At 65.6% G+C, this 19,877-nt stretch carries 14 protein-coding genes; all 14 read right to left on the bottom strand.

The genetic code is table 11. The annotated features are described in order from the left end of the window. The coding region (gene hisH, locus P4L93_09795; GenBank protein ID MDR3687234.1) for an imidazole glycerol phosphate synthase subunit HisH at window positions 1–242 on the bottom strand (242 nt) is incomplete at its 3' end. Further along, window positions 239–826, bottom strand: coding sequence for an imidazoleglycerol-phosphate dehydratase HisB (gene hisB, locus P4L93_09800; protein ID MDR3687235.1), 588 nt, complete (start codon window positions 824–826; stop codon window positions 239–241). The genes hisH and hisB, both read right to left, overlap by 4 nt. A gap of 25 nt (window positions 827–851) precedes the next feature. After that, window positions 852–1,961 (bottom strand): histidinol-phosphate transaminase, encoded by a 1,110-nt coding sequence (hisC, locus tag P4L93_09805; protein ID MDR3687236.1) that lies wholly within the window; start codon window positions 1,959–1,961, stop codon window positions 852–854. Between the two features lies 1 nt (window position 1,962). Beyond that, on the bottom strand, window positions 1,963–3,384 hold the full coding sequence (hisD, locus tag P4L93_09810) for a histidinol dehydrogenase (protein MDR3687237.1): 1,422 nt from the start codon (window positions 3,382–3,384) through the stop codon (window positions 1,963–1,965). Between the two features lie 49 nt (window positions 3,385–3,433). Further along, entirely contained in the window at window positions 3,434–4,099 is a 666-nt protein-coding gene (gene hisG, locus P4L93_09815; protein MDR3687238.1) for an ATP phosphoribosyltransferase, read from the bottom strand. Next, window positions 4,096–5,391: an ATP phosphoribosyltransferase regulatory subunit gene (gene hisZ, locus P4L93_09820; protein ID MDR3687239.1), complete on the bottom strand. Its 1,296-nt coding sequence runs from the start codon at window positions 5,389–5,391 to the stop codon at window positions 4,096–4,098. Before hisZ ends, hisG begins: the two co-directional genes overlap by 4 nt. 127 nt (window positions 5,392–5,518) lie before the next feature. Next, window positions 5,519–9,013 carry a DNA polymerase III subunit alpha gene (dnaE, locus tag P4L93_09825; protein MDR3687240.1) on the bottom strand — a complete coding sequence of 1,165 codons (3,495 nt, stop codon included), beginning with the start codon at window positions 9,011–9,013 and terminating at the stop codon, window positions 5,519–5,521. A 5-nt stretch (window positions 9,014–9,018) separates the two neighbouring features. After that, a complete protein-coding gene (locus tag P4L93_09830; protein MDR3687241.1) occupies window positions 9,019–9,324 on the bottom strand; it encodes a YerC/YecD family TrpR-related protein in 306 nt (101 codons plus the stop codon). A gap of 171 nt (window positions 9,325–9,495) precedes the next feature. After that, window positions 9,496–10,755 carry an MFS transporter gene (locus P4L93_09835; GenBank protein ID MDR3687242.1) on the bottom strand — a complete coding sequence of 420 codons (1,260 nt, stop codon included), beginning with the start codon at window positions 10,753–10,755 and terminating at the stop codon, window positions 9,496–9,498. Window positions 10,756–10,880: 125 nt separating this feature from the next. Further along, window positions 10,881–11,639 carry a fumarylacetoacetate hydrolase family protein gene (locus P4L93_09840; protein ID MDR3687243.1) on the bottom strand — a complete coding sequence of 253 codons (759 nt, stop codon included), beginning with the start codon at window positions 11,637–11,639 and terminating at the stop codon, window positions 10,881–10,883. A 112-nt stretch (window positions 11,640–11,751) separates the two neighbouring features. Next, window positions 11,752–13,350: a citramalate synthase gene (gene cimA / locus P4L93_09845; protein MDR3687244.1), complete on the bottom strand. Its 1,599-nt coding sequence runs from the start codon at window positions 13,348–13,350 to the stop codon at window positions 11,752–11,754. Window positions 13,351–13,362: 12 nt separating this feature from the next. Continuing rightward, complete coding sequence (locus P4L93_09850) at window positions 13,363–15,264, bottom strand: hypothetical protein (protein ID MDR3687245.1); 1,902 nt, start codon at window positions 15,262–15,264, stop codon at window positions 13,363–13,365. A gap of 45 nt (window positions 15,265–15,309) precedes the next feature. Next, window positions 15,310–16,227, bottom strand: a complete 918-nt coding sequence (locus P4L93_09855) for a branched-chain amino acid transaminase (protein ID MDR3687246.1) — start codon at window positions 16,225–16,227, stop codon at window positions 15,310–15,312. Window positions 16,228–16,383: 156 nt separating this feature from the next. Further along, on the bottom strand, window positions 16,384–19,877 hold a 3,494-nt coding region (locus tag P4L93_09860), incomplete at its 5' end, for a hypothetical protein (protein ID MDR3687247.1).

The following is a 19,877-nucleotide window of genomic DNA, read 5'->3' on the forward strand; positions in this document are numbered from 1 at the left end:
CCGAGGAACGGCGTGCCGGCTCCCACCCTGTGCCGCAGCACCTCTTCGACGCCGCTCTCGCGCAGGTTGGAGGCGGCGTCGCGAAACGCGCCCACGCCTGGCAACACGATGCCGTCGGCGGCCTCGATCAGCGCCGGGTCGTCGGTGACCACGACGTCCTCGACGCCGGCGTGCTCGAAGCTCTTCTGGACGCTGCGCAGGTTGCCCATCTTGTAGTCGACGATTGCGATGTGCGGGCTCACAGCGCGCCCTTCGTCGAAGGCACGCCGTTCACGCGCGGGTCGAGCGCGACCGCGGCCGCAAGCGCCCGCGCCACCGCCTTGAACGCGGCCTCGACGATGTGGTGCGCGTTCTCGCCCGCAAGCGAGCGGACGTGCAGCGTGATTCCCGCGTTGGTGGCGAGCGCAGTGAGGAACTCCTTGGCGAGCGTCGTGTCGAAGGTGCCGATGATCTCGATCGGCAGCGAGACGTCGTAGTACAGCGCACCCCGGCCGGAGATGTCGACGGCGGCCAGTACCAGCGCCTCGTCCATGGGCAGCGCGGTGTAGCCGAAGCGCGTGATGCCGCTCTTGTCCGCTAGCGCCTTCGCGACGGCCTGACCCAGCACGATGCCCACATCCTCGACGGTGTGATGCGCGTCTATCTCCAAGTCGCCCTTGGCGTCGACCGTCAGGTCGAACAGCCCGTGGCGCCCAAAGGCGTCAAGCATGTGGTCGAAGAACGGCACGCCCGTGGACACAGCAGCCTTGCCGCCGCCGTCCAGGTCGAGCGTCACCGTGATCTGCGTCTCGCGGGTCTCGCGCGTGATACTCGCCGAGCGGCCCATGTGCGCTCCCCTTCCCGGGTGTTTGTTACTCGCGGTCGCCGGCGGCCAGGATGTCGCTTGCTCGGCGGTGTGCGAGGCAGTCTTCCATCGCCGCGAGGAAGCGGCGGTTCTCCTCGTCGGTGCCTACCGTGACGCGCAGGCAGTCTTCGAGTCCGGGCGCGCGAGAGAAGTCCCGTACGAGCACCGAGTGGTTGTGCAGCAGGTCGCGCCAGAGTGCCGCACCGTGCTGGACGTGGAACAGGACGAAGTTGGCTTCGCTAGGATAGACCGTCACCTCGGGCAGCATCGACAGGCCGTGCATGACCTGGTCTCGGCCGCGAACGATGTCGCGAATCTCCTGCTCGAAGACCATCCGGTCGCGAAAGACGCTTGCCGCAACCCACTGCGAGAACGAGTCGACGGAGTAGGGCTGGCGCACCTTCATGAACTCGGTGACCACGTCGGCATGCGCGAGCATGTAGCCCACGCGCAGTCCGGCCAGCGAGAACGCCTTGGAGAACGTGCGCAGGATCACGAGGTTCTCGCAGCGCGTCATGTGCTGACGCATGGTCTGTCGGCTGAACTCGAAGTACGCCTCATCGACCATTACGAGTGCATCGGTGGTGTGCAGCAGCTCGATAAGGAACGACTCGTCGGTCAGGCCGCCGGTTGGGTTGTTGGGATTGGCGATGACCACGATGTCGATGTCACCCTCGGCGACGCGAGCGAGCACCGCCTTCTGGTCGATCGAGAAGTCGGCAAGCCGAGGAATGCCCACCACTTCCGTGCCGGTGACCTGGGCATCGATGTCGTACATGGTGAAGGTGGGCGGCATGTCCAGTATCTTGCGACCCGGACCGCCCCACGCCAGCAGCATGTCGAAGATCAGCTCGTCGCCGCCGTTGCCGACCAACACGTTCTCGGCGTCCAGGCCGTTGGCCTCGGCGATCAGGCGACGCAGCTCGTGCGCGGTGGGATCCGGATAGCGGTTGAAGCGAAACGACGGCAGGTTTGCCGCAAGCTTGGCCAATATCTCGCCGGGCAGGTTGGCGGGGTTCTCGTTGCTCGCGAGGATGACCTCAGCCTTGACCTCCTTGGCGTCGTACGGGACGAGGTCCTCGAGCTCGGGCCGAGACGGGCGCAGGTTCTTTGCCATCTTAAGCTCCGCCGTCCTCATCCATGTAGCCGTCTTCGGTGATCGAGTCGTCGACCTCGAAGTCGAACTCGATGCGTGCAGCTTCCGCACCGCCGAGGTCGATCTTGGTGTCGGCCTCGTCCATCTCGACGAACGATTCGACGGCCTCAAGGCGCAACGAGACCGCACGACCGTGCGCCCACAGGCCCTCCTTGTCGGCGATCGCAAGCACGCTGTCGCTGTCCATCGCGAGCGCCTCGTAGCTGTACGAGAGCACGCTGGACTTCTTGATGAAGTCGTCGACCGACAGAGGCGAGCTGAAGCGCGCCGTCCCGCCGGTGGGAAGCACGTGGTTGGGACCGGCCACGTAGTCGCCAACACTCTCCGGCGTCCACTGCCCCAGGAAGATGGCCCCAGCGTTCCGGATGCTGCCGAGCAGGTCGAACGGCTCGGCCATCTGCACCTCGAGGTGCTCCGGTGCGATCAGGTCGACCGTATCGAGCGCCGCGACGATATCGGGGCACACCACGACAAGCCCGTTGTCGGCGAGCGAGCGGGCAGTGATCTCGCCTCGGGGCGACTCGGCGATCAGCTCGGCGAGCGCGGCCTCGACCAGGTCGGGCAGCTCGGGATCGGTCGTCACCAAGTAGGTTGCGGCGCGCGGGTCGTGCTCGGCCTGTGCCATCAGGTCGATTGCGACGAACGCCGGCACGGCGGTCTCGTCGGCAAGAACGAGGACTTCGCTTGGGCCGGCGAGCATGTCGATGCCTACGTCGCCCATGACGAGCTTCTTGGCGGCGGTGACGTATGCGTTGCCGGGGCCGACGACCTTGTCGACGCGCGGGATGGAGTCGGTCCCGTAGGCGAGGGCTGCCACTGCCTGCGCGCCACCCACCTTATAGATCTCGTCGACGCCAGCCTCGGCTGCAGCGGCAAGCGTGTAGGGATTGACCGAGCCGTCGGCCGCCGGTGGCACGACCATGGCGACCTCGTCGACGCCCGCCACGAACGCCGGGATCGCGTTCATCAGCACGCTCGATGGGTACTTGGCGCGCCCACCCGGCACGTAGATGCCTACGCGCCTAAGTGGCGTGACCTTCTGGCCGAGAAAGACGCCACCCTCCTGAGTGGTGAACCAACTCTGAGGAATCTGGCGCTTGTGGAAGTCCTCGATGGCGCCGGCGGCGGTCGCCAGCGCGTCGAGGAACTCCGGCTCGACTTGTCCCACCGCGGTTTCGATCTCCTCGGGGGTCACGAGGAAGCTCTCGATGGCGGCCTTGTCGAAGTTCAGTGTGTACTCGCGAAGCGCGACATCTCCGCGCTGACGAACGTCGTCGACGATGCGGGCCGCAACGCCGATGATCTCCGCGTCGACACCCCCGCTACGCGCGAGGTCGGCATCGGTCAGGCGCTGTCCCGGTTGGAGCTCGATTCGGCGCATCATAGTCTGTTTCGGTCCTTTCGTGTTCATCTCGCGGTCAGCCGCGGAATCGTCATTCTACCGGCAGCGCCGCGAGCGCGTCGGCAAGAGCAAGGACGCGGGGATCGGTCCGCACGGCCGCCGGATTGCCGACGAAGCGCGCCGTGGACTCGAGCACCTCGCCAACGATCTTGAGGCGATTCTCCCTCAAGGTAGTACCCGTCGCGGTGATATCGACGATCTGGTCGGCCAGACCGATAAGCGGGGCGAGCTCGATGTTACCGTGCAGCTTCACAATCTCGACCTGAACGCCGATCCCATCGAAGTACGTCTGCGTGATGTTGGGGTACTTGGTCGCGACGCGAACCACCCCCAGGTGCTGCAGCCGCTCACGAACCTGCGAGCCCGCGTCCTCGGGTTCGGCCACGATGAAGCGGCAACCGCCGAAGTGCAGGTCGACAAGTTCAACTGAGTCCAGCGCCGCTTCGACCAGTACGTCTTTGCCCGCAATCGCGCAGTCGGCACCGCCGTAGGCGATGTAGACGGGTACGTCGGTGGGCCGAGCGATGATGAACTCGACATCGGGATTGCGGATGATGAGGGTGCGGCCCGGTTCGGCCAGACCCGTAGTGTCGAGGCCGGCTTCGGTCAGGAGCCGCACGCTGTCGGGGAACAACGCGCCCTTGGGAACGGCGATGCGCAGTGGGCGGGGCGCGGAAGCGTCGCGAAGCGCGATCATGGGCGCGTGCCTCCCAGGCTCGGTGCATCGGTCGCAGGCTCGGCCCACGTCGACGTCGGTGGATAGGGTGTTGGCTCCTCGAGCGGAAGGGCCGGCTGGCCCTCGCGGTCGAGCCGCACCGGCTGCGTGCCCGCACGCGCCTGCAACGCCTCGGCAGCGCCGAGACGCTCCGCCTCGCGCACGAGCCCGAGGCCCGTGCGCTGCGAAAGCGCGACATGCCAGCCTGCCGCGCGCAGAGTGCGAGCGACTTCCAGCGCACTTGCCGCGTCCCCGCCGAGAACCGCATCCAAGCCGCGCACGCTCACGCGCGCCTGCTGCTCCATGAGCGCGATCATCACGCGCTCGAGTCCCAGCGCGAAGCCGATGGCCGGCGCTGGCGCGTCGAACGCCGCAAGCACGCCGTCGTAGCGGCCTCCGCCGGCGAGCGGCAGTCCGAGGCCGGGCGCGTACGCCTCGAGCACCAGGCCCGTGTAGTAGTCGAAGGAACGCATCACCGAGAAGTCCACGAGCACGCGCGATGCGGCGCCCGAAGCCTCAAGCAGCGTCCATGCCCGGGAGAGTTGGTCGAGTGCGTCCTCACAGCCGAGACCCGCTGTGGCTTCTCGGCAGGCGACGATGGCCTCGCGGCCTCCACGGATGCGCGGGACAGCCGAGAGCGCGCGAGCGACTGCGGGGTTGGCGGCATCGCGGGCGAGCACGTCGAGGCCGACGAGGTTGCGCTCGTGCGCGGCGGCCAAGACGGCCTCGTTCCAGGCAGCCGGCGCCTCGGCAGCCGTGAGAATGGCGTGCAGCACCGCGACCGTGCCGATGGCAATCGTGAACTCCGGAAGACCGGCAGCGTCGAGCGCGGCGACCAGCAGCGAGACGACCTCCGCGTCGGCCGACGGGCCCTCCTCGCCGATGAGCTCGACTCCAGCCTGCGAGAACTGCCGAGCCTGACCGCGCAGCGACTCGTGCTCGCGGAAGACTTCTGCGGCGTAGCGGAAGCGGTGCGGCCCGGGAACGCCGGACAATCGCGAAGCCACCAAGCGCGCGATGGGAACGGTCATATCCGGACGCAGCGCGAGCAGGCGACCGTCCAGATCGATCAATCGAAACGCGGTGCCTTGGAGCGGACCTGCAGCCGCCTCGAGCGCGGCCAAGTCCTCGGCTACCGGGGTCTCGACAAGGCCGTAGCCCCACGAGGCAAACTCGTCGGCGATCGCGCGCGACACCGCGTCGCGCTCCGCGGCCTCGGCAGGTAGGACATCGCGGAATCCGCGTGCGGTCACAGGACGCATCAGATCTGACATCCCCTCTGAGGTGTGCAGCGCCGGCTTCAGCCGGCGCGGGGTGGTCGGTACTGAACGCGGTCACTCTATCACAGTAGAGTGCTGTAGTGCAACGATGACTCTCCAAGCAGTGGCTGTGTGGGCCGCTCTAGGCCTTGGTCGCCCAGCGACGAACCTCGGGCTGGCGCAGCGCCCGACCCTCTTCAGAGATCGCATCGCCACCAAAGAGCTCGATGAGCTCGGCGTGCAGCCCGGTGGCCCCGGCTTCCACGCGTTCGGCCATCTTGCACACGATGGTGTGCTGCGTGTCCTCGTCCCAGACGTGCATCTCGACAAAGTCGCGGCCTGGGAAGTGGCCGAGCACGGATTTGAGCTTCTCGTGACGCCCGTTGACCAGCGCCCCACCATCCGTAGTGATCACGATGCGGCTGGGCGGTGAGGCGAACGCCTCACCATCGAACGGCTGCAGCTCGCTGACGATCAGCTTTTTGCCGCGATCGGAGTCCTCAAGGCGCGCCTTGAGCCGCACGACCTCGTCGACGGCGACCAAGTCGCGAAACGCATCGTACGTCTGGGGGAACAGCACGGCCTCGATAGAACCGTCGAGGTCTTCGAGGGTGACGATGGCCATCATCGTCCCCTTCTTGGTGGGTCGAGGCACGACGGCGGCCAGAATGCCGGCAAACCAGCCGGTGGTGCCGTCCGCAAGCTCGTCGATGTCGCCCAGCGAGTAGTCGGCGGCTCGGCGGACCTCATCGGCGATCTCGCGAAGCGGGTGGTCGGAGACGTAGATGCCCAGCATCTCCTTCTCAAACGCCAACCTCATCTTCTTGTCCCACTCGTCGCCATTGGGCTCGGGGACGTCCTCGGCAAAGCCCGAGTCCTCGGCCGCGAACATGTCGAACATCGAGACCTGCCCCGAGTCGACGTCCTTGGCGCGCTTGAGCGCCGAGTCGACTGCCGAGTCCATCATCGAGAGCAGGTGCTTGCGCGTGTAGCCGGTAGAGTCGAAGGCGCCGCCCTTGATGAGCGCCTCAATCGTCTTCTTGTTGGCCTGCCGCATGTCGACTCGAGCGCAGAAGTCCTGCAGCGACGTGAAGACGCCTCCCTCTTGGCGCACCCGCGCGATCTCGGCGACCACACCCTCGCCTACGCCGCGGATGCCGGCCAAGCCGAAGCGGATCCCCTCGCCGGGTACCGGTGTGAAGTCGGCGCCCGACGTGTTCACGTCAGGTGGCAGCACGTGGTAGTTCGCGCGGTTGCACTCGGCAACGTAGTGAACGATCTTGTCTGTCTTGCCGGTGTAGCTGGTCAGCACCGCCGCCATGTACTCGAGCGGATAGTGCGCCTTGAGATAGGCGGTCTGCATCGTGAGTAGACCGTAGGCCGCCGAGTGGCTCTTGTTGAACGCGTACTCGGCGAATTTGAGGATGTCCTCCCACATGCTCGCGGCCATCTTGGTGTCGTAGCCTTGCGAACCGGCGCCTTCGACCCAAGCGTCACGCATCGGCTTGAGCACTTCGATGTCCTTCTTGCCCATCGCCTTGCGCAGCTTGTCGGCCTTGGCAGCCGTAAAGCCGCTCATGGTCATCGAGATACGCATGACCTGTTCCTGGTAGACGATCGCGCCGTACGTCTCCTCGAGGATCTCCTTGAGGCGATCGTCGTAGTACGTGATCGCGCGACGCCCGTGCTTGCGCTCCACGAAGTCCTTGACCATCCCGCTGCCGAGCGGACCCGGGCGGTAAAGCGCAAGCACCGCGACGATGTCGGCAAACGTGGTGGGAACCAAGTCCTTGAGCAGCTGGCGCATGCCGGGCGACTCGACCTGGAAGACGCCCACCGTATCGGCGCGCTGCAGCAGAGCAAACGTGTCGGGGTCGTCTAGTGGAAAGTCGTCGGGCACCAGATCGATGTCGTGTGACGTCTTCACGTTCTTGACCGCATCGGCGATGACGGTAAGCGTACGCAGGCCGAGGAAGTCCATCTTGAGCAGGCCCATGTCGGCGACGGTAGGACCGTCGTACTGCGTGATGACCGAGCCACCCTTGGTGTCGTACTTGACCGGCACGTAGAAGTGCAGCGGGTCTCGGCAGATAACGACGCCGGCGGCATGAATGCCCTCGCCGCGCACAATGCCTTCGAGCGCAGAGGCTGCGTCGACGATTCGCTTCGTGTCAGGGTTCGAGTCGTAGTCGGCCTGGAACTCCGCGTTTTGGGCCAACGACGACTTGATGGTGGCGCCGAGATCTTCGACGATCATCTTGCTGATCTTGTCGGGCACGCCGTAGGGGTAGCCCAGCACGCGCCCGGCGTCGCGCACGGCTGCGCGAGCCTTCATGGTGCCAAAGGTGATGATCTGGGCGACCTTGTCCTCACCATACTTGCGCTTGACATAGTCGATGACCTCGCCCCGTCGCTCATCGTCGAAGTCCATGTCGATATCGGGCATCTCCGTGCGCTCGGGGTTGAGGAAGCGCTCGAAGAGCAGACCGTTGGCGATGGGGTCGAGGTTCGTGATACCGAGCGAGTAAGCGATGATGGAGCCCGCCGCGCTGCCTCGGCCAGGACCAACGCCGATTCCCTGGTCCTTGGCCCACTTGGTGAAGTCCTGGACGATGAGGAAGTACGCCGAGATCCCCTTGGGAGTGACGATCGACAGCTCGTAGTCGAGCCGGTCGATGTACTGCTGATCGATCGGGTCGCCGTAGCGCTCCTTCAGGCCGATGATGCACTGCTCGCGCAGGAACTTGTCCTCGCTGGAGTCCTGGGGCACCTCGAACTTCGGCAGGATGATCTTGCCGAACTCCATGTCGACGTTGCACTTCTCGGCGATCTCGAGGGTGTTGGAGAGCGCCTCCTCGTACTCGCCGATGGCTTGGCGCATCTCGTCGGCGGTCTTCATGTAGAACTCGTCGCACGAGAACTTCATGCGCCCCGGCTGGTCGACGGTCGAGCCGGTGCCGATGCACAGCAGCAGGTCCTGGGTCTTGGCGTCCTCGCGCGTGAGGTAGTGGATGTCGTTGGTGGCCACCGTGGGCAGGCCCAGCTCCCGCGCGATGCTGGAAAGCTCGCGGTTGAGCTGCTTTTGCGAGGTGCCGTTGTTGGCGACGATGCCCTGCTCCTGCAGCTCGACGTAGAAGTCGCCGGGCGCGAAGATGCGCGAGTACGTCTCGGCCCACTTGCGCGCCTCGTCAGGCTGGCCCATCTCGATGGACTTCGACAGGATGCCGCTCATGCACGCCGAGGTCGCCACGAGCCCCTCGGAGTACTGCTCGAGCAGCTCCAGGTCGACCTGCGGCTTGTAGTAGAAGCCGTTGACGGCCGCCTCAGAGACGAGCGCCATCAAGTTGCGGTAGCCCTCGTTGTTCTTGGCCAGTAGCAACAGGTGATACAGGTTGGGCTTGCCCTCGCGCTTGCCGCGCGTCCCCGGCGTGAAGTAGACCTCGCAGCCGATGATCGGCTTGACGCCGGCCTTGGTCGCCGTCTTGTAGAAGTCGACCGCGCCATACATGTAGCCGTGGTCGGTGATGGCGAGCGCCGGCATATCGAAGTTGACCGCCTGCTGCACCAGCGCCTTAACGCGGGCAGCGCCGTCCAGCATCGAGTACTCGGAGTGGGTGTGCAGGTGGACGAAGGACATGGCGCCTAGGCGCGATCTGCGCCCTCGGCAAGCTTGCCGAGAACGCGCGCGTAGCCGTCTGCTCCGTAGTTCAGCGACTTGCTGACACGAGAGATCGTGGTCGCCGAGGCGCCCGTGCTCTCCTGTATCGCCGAGTAGTGCTCGCCGGCGGCCAGCATGCGCGCGACCTGGAGGCGCTGGGCCATGTCCTGGATCTCGCGAATCGTGCACAGGTCGAGGAGCAGCGCGTAGGCCTCATCCTCGGTGTTCAGGAGCAGAAAAGCCCGCAGGAGCTCATCGACTTCGGGCGTGCGAACGCGATCTTCCGACATGGAAACTGACTCCCCAAGCGTGCAGCCGAGAACCACAACATATCGCGGTCAGGATACCACGCAGCACCGACATACTGGGGGTCCGAAGGGCCGAGCGGCGGCCGAATCCAGACGAGCGGCCTGCCCGCGTGACAGACGCGAGCGGGCGTATCGGCAAGGCTGGTCGTCGGCCTACAACACCTCGTCGCCGATGCCCACGCGGGCCGGACCGGACGCCGCCCGGCCTGCGACCAGGCCTTGCTCCGCAAGCTCGCGGTCGATCGAAGCGGCGGCGGGCCACGTCAGCAGCAGCAGGACGGCGACAATCACTCCCCCTGCGATCAGCGTCGGTTGGACGCCAAACGCCGCAGCTGCGGCTGGAGCGATTGCAAGCGGCACGAGCTCCCCCGCCTCGCGATGGTACTGCGCCGCACCGACGACGCGCCCGACGTAGCCCTCGGGCGCCGCAACCTGCAGCATCGTTCTCAGCAGCGGCTCGGCCAGCCCGATCACCAATCCCCACACTGCGGCACCGGCCGCGATGAGCGGCAGCTGCGTCGAACCAACGTACGCGATGGCGCCCAGCCCGCACAGCGCACCGACCACGCACAGACCGCGTGACGAGACGACCTTGGCCGGCAGCCGGGACAGGCCCCACGCGCCCAAGACTAGTCCGAAGCTGAAGAACGTGTTCATCCAGCCGATCCACTCCACGCCTACGTGCACGACGTCGCGGTAGAACAGCGGTTCGAGCGCCGAGAACGCACCGAAGCCAAACCACACCGTGGTGCCGACGAGGATCGCGTAGCGCAGCGCGCGCGTGGTGTAGGCGACCCGCAGGCCGTCCTTCAGCTCGGCCAGCGGGTGCTGCTCCTCGCCCGTTCTCTCGGCGACGTTGATATGCACGAACCACACCACGACCGCCGCGACCGCCGCCGCGACCGCCGCCACGATGAAGACCGAGGGCAAGCCCCAGAGGCTGGCACACAGCGCACCGAGCGCCGGGCCGAGCACGAATCCGGCCGAGCCGGCAGCCTCGATCCACCCGTTGATGCGCTCCAAGTCGCGCGGCCTGCCGCGCACGAGATACGGCGCGAACGCGGCACCCGCCGTAAACGTCGGCGAGCCGACCAGCCCAAAGAGCCACGCGATGCCAACAAACGTGGAGTACGTGTGCGCGAAGGAGAGCGCCACCATTACCGGGATAGTCAGCAGCTCGGCGCCGAGCAGCACCTTGCGCGGGCCGATGCGGTCGACCAGGACCCCCGCCACCACCGAGCCGATGATGCCGGTGATGCTGCTTCCGGCCATGAGGATGGCGAGGGTGGAGGCGGTCACGTTGAAGTGGTAGGCCGCGACACCCCAGATGCCGACGAAGAACACGGCGGTGCCACCCACACGCGAGATGAAGCGAGCGAGCACGACGAGCGAGATGTTGCGGTCGGCGAACAACGGGGTCAGCCGTCGCCTTTCGAAGGTTGCCGAACGATGGCTCTCGCCCCTGATTCACTTTGGGGCGGAATCCATACCCTATCACGGCCGGGGGTACGGAGCGGGCGTGGCCGAGCCGAGCGAACTCAGACCTCAGCAGCCACCACGGGGTTGACCAGCGAGCCGACTCCCTCGATGCGAACCTCGACGGTGTCGCCCGGGAACAGCTCGCTGATCCCACCCGGTGTGCCGGTCAAGATCACGTCGCCGGGGACCAGTGTCATGGCTCCACTCACCCAGCTCACAAGGTCGTAGGCGCCGAACAGCATGTCGCTCGTACGCGCCTGCTGGCGCACCTCGCCGTTGACGAGGCACATGACCTCAAGGTCGGCCGGGTCCACGTCGGCCACCCACGGCCCGAGCGGGCAGAACGTGTCGAACCCCTTGGCGCGGGTCCACTGGCCGTCGGCTTTCTGGATATCGCGAGCCGTGACGTCGTTGCCGCACGTGAAGCCGATGACGTGCTCGGCGGCCTGCCCGGGCGAGACGTTGCGCGTACGACGCCCGATGACGATTCCCAGCTCGGCCTCGTGATCGACTCGGCCGATGCCCTCGGGAATCTGGATCGCCTGTCCGGGGCCGATGACCGAGGTGGACGGCTTGATGAAGATGATCGGGGTGCGGGGCGTCTCGTGGCCCATCTCCGCGATGTGCTTGCGATAGTTCAGGCCCACGCAGACGATCTTGGTGGGGGTGACGGGGCACAAGAGGTGAGCTTCCGAGAGCGGGAGGACGCCTTCGGGCTCCCACGCAGCGAACGGCTCGTCGCTGATCAGGGTGACGGTGGTCTCGTCGGCGAGACCGTACCGACAGTCTCCCTCGTGACGCAGGCGAACAACGCGCATACCAGAACCCCGGATCCAGTCGAATGACGTCCCTGGGGTCTTGGCTTCCACTCCGGTGCTCCGTCTCCTGCTACTTGCGAGGGCAAACAGGCCACGAGTCGGTAGACGGCGGCTAGGCTTCGCCCGCCGTCAGCCCGTAGTCGATCGAGTCCACGAGCGCCTCCCACGAGGCTTCGATGATGTTCTCCGAGACACCCACGGTGCCCCAGCTCTTTACTCCATCGGTCGATTCGATCAGCACGCGCGTGACCGCTCCGGTACCGCGAGTCTCGTCGAGCACGCGGACCTTGTAGTCCTCCAGCGAGATCTTGTCGAGGCGCGGGTAGAAGCGGCCGATGGCCGCGCGCAACGCCTTGTCCAGTGCGTTGACGGGGCCGTTGCCCTCAGCAGTGGCGATGTAGCGATGCCCGCCTGCGTAGACTTTGATGGTGGCCTCGGTCATCACCCGGCCGTCCTCGCGCTTCTCGGCGATGACGCGGAACGACTCGAGCTGGAACGCCCCCTCGTACGTGCCGAGACGCTTCTTGAGCATGACCGACAGCGAGCCGTCGGCAGCCTCAAACGAGTAGCCCTGATACTCCAGCTCCTTGATTGCATCCAGAGCCGCAGCGACCTCTTCCTGGTCGCCAGAAAGGTCGATGCCGAGCTCGGCGGCTTTCATCGTCAGCGACGCACGCCCCGCGAGCTCGCTGACCACGACGCGTGCGAAGTTGCCAACGCGTGCCGGGTCGACGTGCTCGTAGGCCTCAGGCAAGCGCGCGGCGGCGCTCGCGTGGACGCCGCCCTTGTGCGCGAACGCGCTCGTACCCACGTAGGGCGCAAACGGGTTGGGCGAGATGTTGGCGGTCTCAGCAACGAAGTGGCTGATCTCGGTGACGAGCTTCAGCTGCTCGGCCGAGAGCGCGGTGTCGCCCATCTTGATGACGAGTGACGGGATGATCGAGATCAGGTCGGCGTTGCCGGCACGCTCGCCGTAGCCGTTGACCGTGCCTTGCACGTGCACGCAGCCGGCGTCGATGGCCACAAGCGAGTTGGCCACCGCGCAGCCGGAGTCGTTGTGCGTGTGGATGCCCAGGTCAACGTCCACCAGCCCGCGCAACTCCGTGACGATCTGTGCGATCTCGTGCGGCAGGACGCCGCCGTTGGTGTCGCACAGGACGACGCAGTCGGCACCGGCGTCGGCCGCCGCGCGGACGACCTCCAGCGCGTAGTCGCGGTTGGCCTTCCACCCGTCGAAGAAGTGCTCGGCATCGAAGAAGACGGCGTCAACCTGCGTCTTGAGATAGGACACCGAGTCGCGCACCATGCGCACGTTCTCGGGCAGGCTGGTCTGCAGCGTCTCGGTCACGTGGATGTCCCACGCCTTGCCGAATATGCACAACGCCTTGCAACCCGTCACGATCAGAGAGTCCAGCCCCGCGTCATCCTCGGCGGGCGTGTCCTTGCGACACGTGGGGCCGAACGCGGTGATGACGGCCTGCTCCAGCTTCAGCTCGCCCAGACGCTCGAAGAACTCGATGTCCTTGGGGTTGGAGCCCGGGAAACCGCCCTCGATGTAGTGCACGCCGAGCAGGTCGAGCTTGGCTGCAATGCGCAGTTTGTCCTCGACGGACAGCGACATGCCCTCGCGCTGTGTTCCGTCGCGCAGGGTTGTGTCGTAGAGGGTGACCACCTGGTGCTCCTTCAAGATGGGCCAACGAAGTGACTCCATGTTAGCGCACCACTACGGGGAAGCCTTGCTGCCCCCCTGCGACGAGCCGCCTTGGGAGCGAGGGTAGAGGGTCATCGTGGAGTACGGGACGGTCAGACCGCCTCGCCCCGAGAACTGACTGCCAACGAGGCGCCAGCGCACGCCGCGCTCGTTGAGCTTGGTCCAACTCGTCTCGAAATCCCCCGTCTTCAGGAGCACGCCGCCGGGCCAGGTCCGCGCGCGCTCGAGGGCCGCCGACATCTCGCTGGTGCCATGAACCACGTTTGCGAAGTTGATCGTGCCCACGATCGCAGCGTTTGCGACCAGTACGAAGCACAGCGCGTACGCCAGGTAGGCCCGCACTCCGGAACGCCACTCCAAAAGCGCGAGCGCCGCCACAACCACGGGAATCAGCCATATCTGAGGCGTGTACCGCGCCCACCAAGCCGCGGGGTTCGCAGCCACCGAGACGAGCAGCACACCAATCACGAGCATCCCGACGGCAAGCGTCCTCGACCTCGCCCGGTAGTACTCGAATAGGAGCAGGCCGAGCAACACAACCGCCAGCACCAGCGCACCGCTGAACAACGGCCCGAATCCCGCAACCCGGGTGTCGAACCCCAAGTAGGGTCGCAGCTCGGAGGCGTACAGCGTGAACGGAACCTTGAGCTCGGTGCTGACCGGCGTGTTCCCCAACAGTCGCTCGTCTTCGGCCTTGGAGAACAGCGATCGGAAGAGGCGTTCGCCGTTGCCAATCTGCGCGAAGTCCCTAGGCGATTGGTCCGTGAGGGTGTCGACTGCGCCGCGGCCCACGAGCGGATAGAAGGGGCTCCCGTAGTGCTGCGTGTTGAAGACGTACGGGTTGTAGCCGACGAACCCCACGGCAATCAAAACGGTCAGCGCAAGCGCGGCCACCAGCACTTGGTGTTGCCTGAATCGACGCATGACGACAAGCCCCGCCACGAGACCGACCACGAGCACGGCCGCATAGACCAACCCGGTGAACTTGATTGTGCACAACATCAGAAGGGCGAGACTCGCGCCGAGGACGGTCGGCCAGCCGCCTTCACCGGCCAGGGCGAGGCATCCGAGCCCAAGCGCGATGGTGAACAGCGAGCCGAGCTGTCCGTCGTTCTTATACGTGAACAGCTGAACGTGAACGATGGGATTGACCGCAGCGAGCGTTCCCACAAGCAGTGCGGTCCACCACCGGCGCGGTGCGAGACGCAGCGCGAGCGCGAACCAAACGACGAACTGGACGAAGAGGAGGACGAGGTTGCCCGCCTTGCTCATCTCGATGTGGCGCGTGAATGCGTAGATCGCGCCCGTGCGGATCCACATCCCCTTCGCGAAGTTCTGGATGCCGATCGTCCACACGGCGCCCTTGAGGTCGGGGCGCCACTGGCCCACCTTCACCGTTGCCGCCATGGGATCGGAGACCGGGTTCCAGCCGTTGGCAAGAACCACGGCGGCTGGTTGGTGTATCCACTGCCCGTCCCACGACACGTCGTAAAGACGGCTGGCCGCGAACAGCCCGAAGGTGGACACAAGAACGCATGTGACGACCGTCAGCGCGAAGACTTGCGTGATCCGCCCTCGCTTGACGAGCCGACGAACTCCCAGAGCCATCAGGCCGGCGGCGAGAACGCTGGCGGCGAGAACGATAGATGGCACGATGCCGCGGCCGGCAAAGAACAGCGCTGTTGCGATCAGCTCAATCCCCGCGAAGAACGCCAAGATGCCCAAGGAGCAAAGGACAGCAAGCGCAATCGCGCCCGCGTCCGGCGTCCCCTGCTCCGTAAGCTCGGACAGCCACCGACCGATCCGGTCGCGCTGGAGCGCGGCGAAGACAAGGGCGAGGCAGAGGGCGATTGCCGCCCCGACCAAGTACGGCCCTAGGAGCCTCAAACCCTCGGCTGCGGTTGTCCCCCCCAAGACGAGCCTCTCTCAGTCCTACGTTGCATGCAAGACACGCCTGCGTTAGACGCGCTCGAGCCACTCGTCGTACTCGGCAACCTCGCCGTGTACCACCTTGAAGAACGTCTGCTGCAGATCGAGCGTGATCGGACCGGCCGGACCGATCACCCGATGGTCGACCGAGCGAACCGGCACAACCTCGGCCGCCGAGCCGGTCATGAACATCTCATCAGCGGTGTAGAGGTCGGTGCGCACGAGCGACTCTTCCAAGACGGGATAGCCGAGGTCATCGGCGATCACCATGATCGAGTCCCGGGTGATGCCCTCGAGCAGGCCATCGGAGACGGGCGGTGTCGAGATGACGCCGTCTCGGACGATGAAGAGGTTCTCGCCCGTACCCTCGCAGACCTTGCCCTCTTCGTTGAGCATGACGGCCTCGTTGTAGCCGTGCTGGTTCGCCTCGATACGGGCGAAGCTGGAGTTGAGGTAGTTGCCGGTGGCCTTGATCGCCGGCGGCATCGAGTTGATGCCACGCTGACGCCACGAGCTGACGCCCACGTCGACGCCCTCGCGAAGGGCGGCCTCGCCCATGTAGCTCTCCCACGGCCAGCAGGCAATAATGACCTGCACCGGCGCGGGGATCGGATCGACGCCCATGGCGCCGTAGCCACGAATCGCGAGCGGGCGAATGTAGCAGGCCGGGAGCTTGTTGACGCGGATGGTCTCTTTGACGGCCTCAACCATCTCTTCGACGGTGTAGCCGAGGTCCATGAAGAGCATCTTGGCGCTGCGCTCGAAACGCTTCATATGGTCGGTGAGGCGGAACACGGCAGCGCCGTCGGCGGTCGTGTACGCGCGGATGCCCTCGAAAACGCCTGAACCGTAGTGGAGCGCGTGCGTGAGTACGTGAACCTGAGCCTTGTCCCAGTCGACCAGCTCGCCGTCCATCCAGATCTTGTCGACCTTGGGCAGTTCGGCCATGTCGCGCTCCTCTCCGTTCTCGGGGTTGGAGAGTTCAGTGTACCCGACGGCGCGCAGACTCGCAGTTCTCCCCGTCCAAGAAGAGCGAGGCCCCCGCGTGCGCGGGGGCCTCGACTGGCGCGCTGTATTGACTTCGCGTCCCAGTTTCACGGGTCGCTAGTAGTTGACCGTCCACGAGACAGTCGCACCGGGTTGCGCCTCGGCCGCAGTGACCGCGCGGGAGTCCGAGAACGTATCGGAGTCCGTGCCGTTGTTGTCGTATGCCGGAATCCACCACTCCACGAACATCGTGTACGCGTGACCGGAGGGCACTTGGAGCGAATAGCTGCCCGTGTGATCGTCGGTCATCCAACCGCTATCGCCGATCGAGGTCCCGTGCTCGTCGTAGAAGACGAAGTGCTTGAAAGCGTGCAAGCTCCCCGAGGTGAGCGTGGCGCTGAGGGTGGAGATGGCCGCTGGGGCGTTGATCATGATCGTGCCGGTGAACTTATGCGGGCTCTCGGTGTTGGTTGCGTTGTCTACCGACCAGTACTCGACCGAGTAGACGGTCGACCCGCTCACAGGCGCGGCAAGCGGAATGGCGCCAGCGTAGGATTGCTGGGCGCCTGCGACGCCGCCAGTCGTCAGAATGTACTTGGTCGACTGGACTCCGCTTCCCGACTCGCTGACGTTGAGAGTCACCGTACCCGCGCCGTTGGCCGGGGCGTTAATGACCGCCGTCGTGACGGGCGCAATCGTGTCGAGCCCAATGGTGCTCGTAGCGGTCGCGCTCACGTTACCGGCCGCATCCTTGTACTGCGCGTAGACCGACTTGGTCCCGTTGCCCGAAGCAAGGATCCAGCTCTTGGCCGCGGTGGAGTAGGTCTCCCACGCGCTCCAAGTAACGGTGTCGTTGCTGAACCGCATCTGGGCCACTGCCACGTTGTCGGTGGCCGAAGCTACGATCGAAACCGTCGTCGTTGCGGTCCAAGCCGCGCCGGAGTTGATGCGCAGCGAGCCTGTGGGTGCGATCGTGTCGGGAGGCGGCGCGGAGACGTTGAACGTCACGCTCTTGTTGCTCTCGCGGTTGCCGGCGGCGTCGGTGGAGTACCAGTAGAGCGTGTGGGACACCGTTCCCGATGACGGCGCGGCGACCGGAACAGACGTGCCGGCCGTCCATGCCCCGCTCGTCGAATCCAGCTGCCAGAAGGTCGAGGCGACGCCCGAGCCACCGGTGTCCGCTGGCGTCAGCGTGAACGTCTTCGCGCCGATGTAGGTCTGTCCTGGCGTGGCGTCGCTCGACGTCACAGGGGCCGTTCCGTCTAGCCCGATAGTGTCGGTGGCCGTCGCGCTCACGTTGCCTGCCGCGTCCTTGTACTGCGCGTATACCGTCTTGGTGCCGTTGCCCGACGCAAGCGTCCAGCTCTTGGCGATGACCGAGTAGGTCTCCCACGCGCTCCAAGTCACGGTGTCGTTGCTGAACCGCATCTGGGAGACGCCGATATTGTCAGTCGCCGACGCGACAATCGACGCGGCCGTCGTGTTGGTCCAAGCTGCGCCGGCGTTGATCGTCACCGCACCTGTCGGGGGAATCGTGTCGGGGCCGGCTTGCACGTAGAACATCGTGTAGGCCAGACCAAGCTCCTGGTTGCCCGCATTGTCCGTCGAGTAGTAGTTGATCGTGTGGCTCACGGTCCCCGATGCGGGCGCTGGAACCGGGATGACTGTGCCAGTGGTTAGTGGGCCACCGTCGAGTCGCCAGTACGTGTTCGCCAAGCCGGAGCCGCCGGTGTCCGTCGCTGAAAGAGTGAAGGTTTGGTCGCCGACGTACGTGTGCTGGGATATAGCGTTCGAGGTCGTGACCGGCCTGTCGGCGTCGACCTTGATGATGGTCGTCTTAGGAGACTCGACATTGCCGGCGTTGTCGGTGGCATACCACGTCACCGGGTAGTCTCCGCTCGCGAACACCCACATACCGAGCTGGTACGCACCAGCAGCTGCGTTCCAGCCTGCCTGGTGATTATCGCCCCACCACGTGTTGGGGTTTGTCGAGTCGACGTAGATCCCGGCGATCCCCGAAGACGGGCTCGGGTCGGTCGGATAGAGGCTGATCACGATCTTGCCGGGACTTCCGGCGCCCGGGTAGTACTTCGGCGCCGGAAGCAGGTTGCTCGTCGTTGTGGGAGCGACGAGATCCGCGTTGACGGTGAACGTGGCGCTCTTCTCGGCTTCGATATTGCCCGCATAGTCGACAGACCAGAAGTGGATCGTGTGCGTTTCTGCGCCCGACCCTGGCTGAGGCAACGTCGCGGTCGTGCCGGTCTGGTTCGCCCCCGTGTCGAAACGGAAGTACGTCGCGCGCACTCCCAGGCTCGTTGCGTTGTCGGTGGCGGTCAGGTTGATCGTCACAGGACCGGCGTACGTCGCCTTTGCGTCGGAGCTGGTCACCGGCGCCTGCGTGTCGGCAGAGACCGAGAAGAGCGCGGTATGCGGCACTTCCATGTTGCCCGACCAGTCAACCGACCAGTACTCGAGCGTGTGGGACTGCGAGCCGGACGCGGGAGAGGCGACGTACACCGTCCCGCCGCTCACAGTGCTCGTGGCTCCACCGTCGAGGCGATAGTACGTGGCCTTGAGTTCGCGGTCGTCAGTGGCCGTCAGTGTCACCGATACTGGGCCGACGTAGGACGCGAGGGCGTCCGAAGTGGTCGTCGGAGGCGTTGTATCGGCTCCCAACGCGTGGCACTCGCCGCAGAACGCCGGGTTGGCGGTGCTGATGTCGGCACCGGTGTCGTGACAACTGCAACTGTCGGACGCCTCGTCGTCGTGCGCGGACGAAGCGTTGTCGTGGTAGGTCGGATGACAACTGCCCTGCGAGCACGTCTTGTTCCAAGACGGGAAGCTGGCGGCCGGAGGCGCGGAGCCCGAGTGACAGATCGAGCAGTCGTTCGCGTGGAGGCTCAACAAGTTGGTCGTCGCGTGGCACATGGTGCAGTCGGCGCTCAGATCGACCTCGCCTGATCTCTGGATGGCGTGACTCGAAGAACTGTCGAAGAAGACGATCGTCCCCGGGCTGACTTGCGCCGTATGCACAGCGTTCAAGTCACCGTGCGCGTTCGCTACGTCATGACACGCCGAGCAGTCCGTCACGCCGCCCGAGATGGCGGCGACGACCTTCGAATCGCTGCTGGTGTGGCAGCTCGCGCACGAAAGCGTCGTGCCCGAGTTGATGTGGATAGCGATGAGGTTGCTGCCAGCGTGGCACGCAGGCCCGGCGCACGAGGCGCTGACGGTGGTGTCGTGAACCGCCGTATGCCCTGCGCTGCCGTGGCAACCAGTGCAGCTCAGGTCGTGCCCCGCGATGGCGGCGACGACTGCGGGGTCGGTGGACTTGTGGCACGAGTCGCAAGTAAGCGTGGTGCCGGAGTTGATGTGGATCGACGTCAGGCTCGTGCCGACGTGACAGCCGGCACCAGCGCACGCGGGGGTGACCGTAGTTACGTGCAGGGACTCGTGGCCTGACGTCGCCCCGTGGCACGCACTGCAGGCCGAGTTGCCCGTGGCGATGGCTGAGACGACCGTGGCGTCGCCGCTCGCGTGGCACGTCGCGCAGGTGATGGCGGTGCCGGAGGTCGTCAGGTGGCGTGCGTGCTCGACGGTGAGGTCTGAGA

The sequence above is a fragment of the Coriobacteriia bacterium genome (assembly GCA_031292615.1).
Taxonomy (GTDB): Bacteria; Actinomycetota; Coriobacteriia; order Anaerosomatales; family JAAXUF01; genus JARLGT01.

What these genes read in the sequence shown, in the direction of transcription:
- hisB (MDR3687235.1), bottom strand. Translation starts at nt 826, where the DNA reads ATGGGCCGCTCGGCGAGTATCACGCGCGAGACCCGCGAGACGCAGATC.
- hisC (MDR3687236.1), bottom strand. Translation starts at nt 1,961, where the DNA reads ATGGCAAAGAACCTGCGCCCGTCTCGGCCCGAGCTCGAGGACCTCGTC.
- hisD (MDR3687237.1), bottom strand. Translation starts at nt 3,384, where the DNA reads ATGATGCGCCGAATCGAGCTCCAACCGGGACAGCGCCTGACCGATGCC.
- hisG (MDR3687238.1), bottom strand. Translation starts at nt 4,099, where the DNA reads ATGATCGCGCTTCGCGACGCTTCCGCGCCCCGCCCACTGCGCATCGCC.
- hisZ (MDR3687239.1), bottom strand. Translation starts at nt 5,391, where the DNA reads ATGTCAGATCTGATGCGTCCTGTGACCGCACGCGGATTCCGCGATGTC.
- dnaE (MDR3687240.1), bottom strand. Translation starts at nt 9,013, where the DNA reads ATGTCCTTCGTCCACCTGCACACCCACTCCGAGTACTCGATGCTGGAC.
- P4L93_09830 (MDR3687241.1), bottom strand. Translation starts at nt 9,324, where the DNA reads ATGTCGGAAGATCGCGTTCGCACGCCCGAAGTCGATGAGCTCCTGCGG.
- P4L93_09840 (MDR3687243.1), bottom strand. Translation starts at nt 11,639, where the DNA reads ATGCGCGTTGTTCGCCTGCGTCACGAGGGAGACTGTCGGTACGGTCTC.
- cimA (MDR3687244.1), bottom strand. Translation starts at nt 13,350, where the DNA reads ATGGAGTCACTTCGTTGGCCCATCTTGAAGGAGCACCAGGTGGTCACC.
- P4L93_09855 (MDR3687246.1), bottom strand. Translation starts at nt 16,227, where the DNA reads ATGGCCGAACTGCCCAAGGTCGACAAGATCTGGATGGACGGCGAGCTG.